General features: G+C 65.6%; 6 protein-coding genes. 2 read left to right on the forward strand and 4 right to left on the reverse strand.

The window, feature by feature from the left end; translation table 11 throughout:
• The 4 genes from V7D69_RS14945 to V7D69_RS14960 form a co-directional block, all read right to left on the reverse strand.
• Positions 1-1,131, reverse strand: a 1,131-nt coding sequence (locus V7D69_RS14945; RefSeq protein WP_333606192.1) for an NAD(P)/FAD-dependent oxidoreductase, incomplete at its 3' end; no start/stop codon positions are given.
• Positions 1,132-1,205: 74 nt separating this feature from the next.
• Positions 1,206-2,186 carry an LLM class flavin-dependent oxidoreductase gene (locus V7D69_RS14950; protein ID WP_333606193.1) on the reverse strand — a complete coding sequence of 327 codons (981 nt, stop codon included), beginning with the start codon at positions 2,184-2,186 and terminating at the stop codon, positions 1,206-1,208.
• Positions 2,183-3,082, reverse strand: coding sequence for a hypothetical protein (locus V7D69_RS14955; RefSeq protein ID WP_324064438.1), 900 nt, complete (start codon positions 3,080-3,082; stop codon positions 2,183-2,185). Before V7D69_RS14955 ends, V7D69_RS14950 begins: the two co-directional genes overlap by 4 nt.
• 11 nt (positions 3,083-3,093) lie before the next feature.
• A complete protein-coding gene (locus tag V7D69_RS14960) occupies positions 3,094-3,846 on the reverse strand; it encodes an alpha/beta fold hydrolase (protein WP_324064437.1) in 753 nt (250 codons plus the stop codon).
• A 160-nt stretch (positions 3,847-4,006) separates the two neighbouring features.
• Here V7D69_RS14960 and V7D69_RS14965 point away from each other — a divergent pair, with 160 nt between their 5' ends.
• Positions 4,007-5,347, forward strand: a complete 1,341-nt coding sequence (locus V7D69_RS14965) for a glycosyltransferase family 39 protein (RefSeq protein WP_324064436.1) — start codon at positions 4,007-4,009, stop codon at positions 5,345-5,347.
• Positions 5,348-5,462: 115 nt separating this feature from the next.
• On the forward strand, positions 5,463-6,298 hold an 836-nt coding region (locus V7D69_RS14970; RefSeq protein WP_333606194.1), incomplete at its 3' end, for a TGS domain-containing protein.

Genomic DNA, 6,298 nt, shown 5'->3' on the forward strand with positions numbered 1-6,298 from the left:
CTTGACCATGTTCACGCAGTCCAGCGCAACGACCTTGCCCTGCTTCAGATAGACCACGGAGAACGTGCGCTCATCCGGGTTGCCCCGCGTCACCGTCTTGTCGAAGCCGACATTCAGACCGGCGGTCTGCAGGCGCAGGTCATACTGGTTGGACCAGAACCAGGGGAAAGCCTTGTAAGGCTTTTCATCGCCGCAGATCGCCTTGGCCACGCAGGTGGCCATATCGTTCGCATTCTGCACCGATTCCACGCGCATCACCGTGCCGCCCGCGAAGTCGCAGGCAAAGGCCGCGCAATCGCCGATGGCATAGACATCCGGCAGCGATGTGCGGCAATATTCGTCCACGTCGACGCCATTGGCGCCGGCGGCTCCAGCAGCGATCAGCGGAGCAACGGCGGGAACGATACCGATGCCCACGATCACCGCCTCGGCGAGAATCACTTCGCCGTCCGCCAGCTTGACGCCGGTGACCTTGTGGCCATCGCCTTCAAGCGATTCGACGGAAACTCCTGTGCGCAAGTCCACGCCGTGATCGCGGTGTTCCTTCTGATAGAAGGCCGAAAGCTCCTCCCCCGCGACGCGCGCCAGCACGCGCGGCAGAGCTTCCAGCAGAGTGACCTTGAGGCCCATCTTGGAAAGCACCGCCGCCGCTTCAAGCCCGATATAGCCACCGCCGATCACGACGATGTTCCGCGTACCGGCGTCGATCTCCGCCATCAGCGTGTCGCAATCCTCGCGCGTGCGCACGGCATGGACACCGGCAAGCTGCGCGCCGGGGCAGGAAAGCCGGCGCGGATCGCCGCCCGTCGCCCAGACCAGCTTGCCGTAACCGTAAGTCTCCCCGTTCGAGAGCGTCAGCTCATGCGCCTTGGGATCGACCGCGGTGACTTCAGTGCCAAGTTTGAACGTCACATCCTTTTCGGCCCAGAACGTCGGCGGGCGGATGTAGAGTCGGTCGAACGTCTTCTCCCGCGCGAAGTATTCCTTGGAAAGCGGCGGCCGCTCATAAGGATGTTCCGGCTCGCGGCCGATGACGGTGATGGTGCCTTCGAAGCCGTTCTGGCGAAGCGCGATGGCGCATTGCGCCCCGCCATGCCCTGCTCCCACGATGACGACGTCTGCTTTGCTCATGGGCGCTTCCGTTTCCGCAATTTTGCCGCGCGGTCAATGCCCGAAACGAAATTGTATATCCTCGGTGAGCGGCCTTACCGCAGCGCGTCCATGGTCAATGCCAGCGAACGCTGCTGCGCCGCCGGATCGAATGTCGCCATGCTGACAATCAGTTCGTCAGCTCCGGTTCGTGCGACGAAGACTTCCACCTCCTGCCGCACGGTTGCCGGGCTGCCTATCGCGCTGACGGAGCGGACCTGCTCCAGCATCGCCCGGCGGGCGGCGGGAAGGCTCTCCCGATAGCCGCGCACCGGCGGCGGCAGCTTGATCGGAGTGCCGGTGCGAAGAGCGACGAAGCTTTGGTCGACGGACGTGGCGAGATACCGCGCCTCCTCATCCGTGTCGGCGGCCAGGAGATTGATGGCAGCCATAAAATAAGGCCGATCAAGCGTTTCGGATGGCTGAAACCGTTCGCGATAGATCCGTGCCGCCTCTTCCAGAAGGGCCGGCGCGAAATGCGAGGCGAAAGCATAAGGCAGACCCAGCATCGCCGCGAGCTGCGCGCCAAACAGGCTGGAGCCGAGCATCCACATCTCCACCTCCACACCGGAAGCCTGCGGAGACGCGACACCGCCCACCGCTTGCCCGGCAAAGCGGGCGCGCAGTTCCACCACGTCCTGCGGGAAGCGTTCGGCGGCGCCGACGATGTCCTTGCGCAGCGCCAGGGCGAGCCGCCCGTCCGCGCCGGCCGCCCGGCCGAGCCCCAGATCGACGCGCCCCGGAAACAGAGCGGCAAGCGTTCCGAACTGTTCCGCGATCACGTAAGGCGTGTGATTGGGCAGCATGATCCCGCCCGCCCCGATGCGAATCGTGCTGGTCGCGTTGCCGAGATGCGCAAGCACTACCGAGGTCGCGCCGCCCGCGATCCCCTCCATGCCATGGTGCTCAGCCACCCAGTACCGCTTGTAACCGGCGCGCTCCGCCGCGCGGGCGGTCTCGACGGTGATCCCCAGCGCGTGAGCGACAGTGCCGCCCTCTCGCACGGTGACGAGATCGAGAACTGAAAGCGGGATCACGGCCTTGCCGCCGCCTTCACCGCGGCTCTGGCGCCTTGCCCGTCCGGGCTCAGCTGCGCGAGATATTGTTTCGCCGTAGCGGCCGCATCGCTTTGCGGGGCCATCGCCAGCACGGAGGTCCAGCTTCGCCGCGCCGCTTCCTCCTTTCCCGAAAGCATGGCGATCACGCCCGCTTCCAATCCCACTTCGGGGTCGCGCGGGGCAAGCTGAGCGGCTTTCTCGATCTGGGCCTGCGCCTCGATCAACTTGTTCTGCCGCCGCGAAAGCGTGGCCGAAAGCAACCATGCCTGCGCGAAATCCGGCTCAGCGGCGCGCGCCTGCGCCAGAGCGGCTGCGGCTTCGTCCGGTTGATTCAACGCCACCAAAGCGCGCGCGCGATCGAGCGCGATCGAAGCGGTAAGCGCGGTGTCGTTCGCCGCCTGGGCATCGCTTGCCGCAGGCCCCAGCAAGCTCAATGCCTGGCCGGGCTGCCCTGCCGCAAGCGCCGCGTTGCCCGCCATCGCGCCCAGCCGTGCGCGACTGGGATGGTCGTCTCCCGCCGCCGCATCGCGCGCATTGACGAACGCCTCGCGCGCGTCGCTCCACTGGCCGAGATCACTGAGTGCAACGCCCAGGCACAGCCCTGCACGCACCCGTTCATGCCCGGTGGCATCGGCCAGCGCCTGGCGGGCGACCTCTGCCGAACGTGCGGGATCGGCCTCGACCGCGCCAAGGCACCCCGCTCGTGAGCGCGGCGCGGGCAGAGCGACGCTCTGCGCTGCTTCCTCACGCCGCTTGCGGTCCTGCGCCGCCTTCTTCTCGACGATCTCGCGCGGCAACGCGGAAACATACGGACTGGCGATGCCCGCCGGATCGCCTTGAGCCAGCATCAGCGGAAGCAAAAGGGAAAATGGCATGGGGGCTCCAGTCAGTCCGCCGCTTCGGGCGCTGCGACCAGCTCTGTCAGCGTGCGCAGCAACAGGGCGATGTCGGAGGGCCGCGAAAGGCGGTGGTCGCCGTCCTTGACCAGCGTCACCTGCACATCGGCTGAACGGAGCCGCTCCGCCAATTGCAGCGAGATGTCCCACGGCACATCGGGATCGCGACGGCCATGAAGAAGCCGCGCCGGGCAATCAAGCGCGATCTCGCTTTCAAGCTGCAAGTTCGCTTGCCCGTCCGACCAGAAGTCCGGATGAGTCGGCGTCGGCTCGGGACCGTAGGGATTATCCTCCCACACCGTCTGACCATCGGCGAGCAGCGCCTTGTCCATTTGCGCGACGCCCCATTCGGTAAAGTCCGGGGCGGGCGCGATGCCGACCAGGCCGGCGAGCCGATCTCTCAGCGAGAGGCCCACCAGCAGCATCAACCACCCCCCCATGGAGGAACCGATCAGCACGACCCGTTCCAGCGCCAGCGCGTCGATCAGCGCCAGGACCTCTTCCCTCCAGCGCGACAGCGTGCCTTCGGCGAAATCGCCGGGACTTTCGCCGCAGCCGGAATAATCCAAGAGCATGCATGCGCGCCCGGTCGCGCGGGCCCAATCGAACACGGCCGTGGCCTTGTCCCCCGCCATGTCGGACATGTAGCCGGGCAGGAACACCAGCGCGGGCCCTTCTCCCTGCGTAAAGCGATAGGCGATGCGGCGCCCATCAGGCATGGCGTGGAAACGGGTTTCGATCATAGTTCGATAGTGGGGTTGCATCGGCATGAGCGCAAGGCGCGCCAGACGATCTCGCGCCGGACGATCTTCAGGCCGCAGGCATATGCGTGCAAAATCCTCTCGCGCATTGTGCCGTTCCGGGTAAGGCGATCTTAAGCGCAGGTGGCCAAGGGGAATGCCGATGAGTGCCAACGTCGTCCGCTTCCCCGCCCGCCCATCGCGGCTGGCGCTGCAACTCGAACGGTTCGGAAACGACCGTTCGGTGCTGCTGATGATCTGGGCGGTCTATTTCGCCTTGCGCGTGGCGATGCTGATGATCGAGGTGCGGCCCACCTCCGACGCCGAATGGTATTACCTGCGCGCCATCAGCCTGGCCGCCGGGCGCGGCTATCTTGACAATGCAGGACAACCGACCGCGTTCTGGCCACCGGGCTGGCCGATCGCGCTGTCGCTGGCGTTCAGCCAGTTCGGGGTGTCGCACGTCGTGCTTGGCCTGTTCAATCTGGTGAGCGCAATGCTGATCGGTTTGATGACGCTGGCGCTGGGCCGCCGCCTGTTCGGCAACGAAGCCGCTGCGCGCGCGGGCCTGTTGCTGCTGGCGATCTATCCCAACGCGATCGGCTATGTGCCTTTGGCGCTGACCGAGGTGTTCTACACCGCGTTGTTGATGACCGGGTGCTGGATCATCGTGACCCGCGGCAATCGCTGGCAACTCGTCAGTGCCGGCGTGATCTTCGGCTTCGCCACCCTGGTCAAGGCGCAGACCCTGGTGGTGATTCCCCTGCTTTTCGCCATCGACTGGCTGCGCGCGAAGGGCCTGTGGCGCCGTCTTCCGCACCTGCTGAGCGAAGGGCTGCTGGTGCTGAGCGTGGCCGGGCTGACCGTGCTGCCCTGGTCGATCCGCAATCATGCCGAACTGTGCCATTGGGTCCTGGTCTCGACCAACGGCGGATATACCCTGCTCACCGGAAATCACGACGCCGCCACGGGCGATTACACCCCCGATGCTCCCGTGGTGAAAGACCTTATGGCTCGCCCCGGCCTGGACGAAGTGACGCGCGACGCCGAGGCGAAGCGACTGGCGCTAGACTGGATCAGGAACAATCCCAGCAAGTTCCTGACCCTCGCGCCCAAGAAGCTGGCGCGCCTATGGCTGCCTGACGGAGAGGCGGAATGGGCCTATCAGGGCGGCGCGCCCGGCTATGCGCGATTCGTCGCACTTTACCGCGCGGTGCGCTATGCCAACCAGGCATATTACGCGATCCTGATGCTGACCTTCGCCGCCGCGTTCCTGGTGATGCTGATCCGGCGACATCGCGACGGGCAGCGGTGGATCGGCTGGTGGCTGCTGCCTTACGCGATCGCGCTTTATCCCACCCTGATCTGCGTGATCTTTTCGGGCCAGTCGCGCTTCCACTATCCGGCCATGCCCTTTGTGTGCCTGAGCGCGGGCTGGCTGATCGCGCTGACGTGGAATGCCCTGGCGGAGCGCGGCAAGCCGCCAATGCGGACATTGCACTGAGCGGCTGCACGTGAATTTAACCGGCGGCAGAGCTTCACCCGCGGGCGCGGCTGTGCCATGGCGCGGGCGGTGAAGCTCCGGCGCATGGAAAGCTGGAAACGGAAAGACGAGTTCAATGTCGCAGATGTTCAAAATCAGCCTGCCTGACGGTTCGGTTCGCGAGATGCCCGAAGGCTCGACCCCGGCAGACGTCGCCGCGGCGATCGGCCCCGGTCTGGCGAAAGCGGCGCTGGCGGCGAAGGTGGACGGCGAACTGGTGGACCTGACCCGGCCTTTCACCGGCGATGCGCAGCTGGCGCTCGTAACCAGCCGCGACGAGGCCGAGGCGCTAGACCTGGCGCGGCATGACTATGCTCACGTGCTGGCCGAAGCGGTGCAGGCGCTGTTCCCCGGCACTCAGATCACGTTTGGACCTTCGACCGACGATGGCTTCTATTACGACTTCGCGCCGAAGGAGCGCCCTTTCACTGACGAGGACCTGCCGGCGATCGAAGCGAAGATGCGCGAGATCATCGCCGCCGACAAGCCGCTGCGCCGCGAGGTCTGGAGGCGCGAGCAGCTCATCAGCCGCTGGAAGCAGCAGGGCGAGAGCTTCAAAGCCGAATGGGCTGCCGAGCTGCCCGAGGGCGAAGAACTTACCGTTTACTGGAGCGGCGAGGATTGGCTCGACATGTGCCGCGGCCCACACTTGCCCAGCACCGGCAAGCTCGATCCCCAGGCGTTCAAGCTGACCCGCGTTTCCGGCGCTTATTGGCGCGGCGATCAGAAGAACGCGATGCTCAGCCGCATTTACGGCACCGGCTGGCTTAACAAGAAGCAGCTTCAAGAACACCTGACCCGCCTTGAGGAGGCAGCCAAGCGCGATCACCGCAAGCTTGGCGGCGAGATGGACTTGTTCCACCTGCAGCAGGAAGCGCACGGCTCTGTCTTCTGGCATCCCAAGGGCTATCT

It is taken from the genome of Novosphingobium sp., from assembly GCF_036733805.1.
Classification (GTDB): Bacteria; Pseudomonadota; Alphaproteobacteria; order Sphingomonadales; family Sphingomonadaceae; genus Novosphingobium.

What these genes read in the sequence shown, in the direction of transcription:
- V7D69_RS14955 (WP_324064438.1), bottom strand. Translation starts at nt 3,082, where the DNA reads ATGCCATTTTCCCTTTTGCTTCCGCTGATGCTGGCTCAAGGCGATCCG.
- V7D69_RS14960 (WP_324064437.1), bottom strand. Translation starts at nt 3,846, where the DNA reads ATGATCGAAACCCGTTTCCACGCCATGCCTGATGGGCGCCGCATCGCC.
- V7D69_RS14965 (WP_324064436.1), top strand. Translation starts at nt 4,007, where the DNA reads ATGAGTGCCAACGTCGTCCGCTTCCCCGCCCGCCCATCGCGGCTGGCG.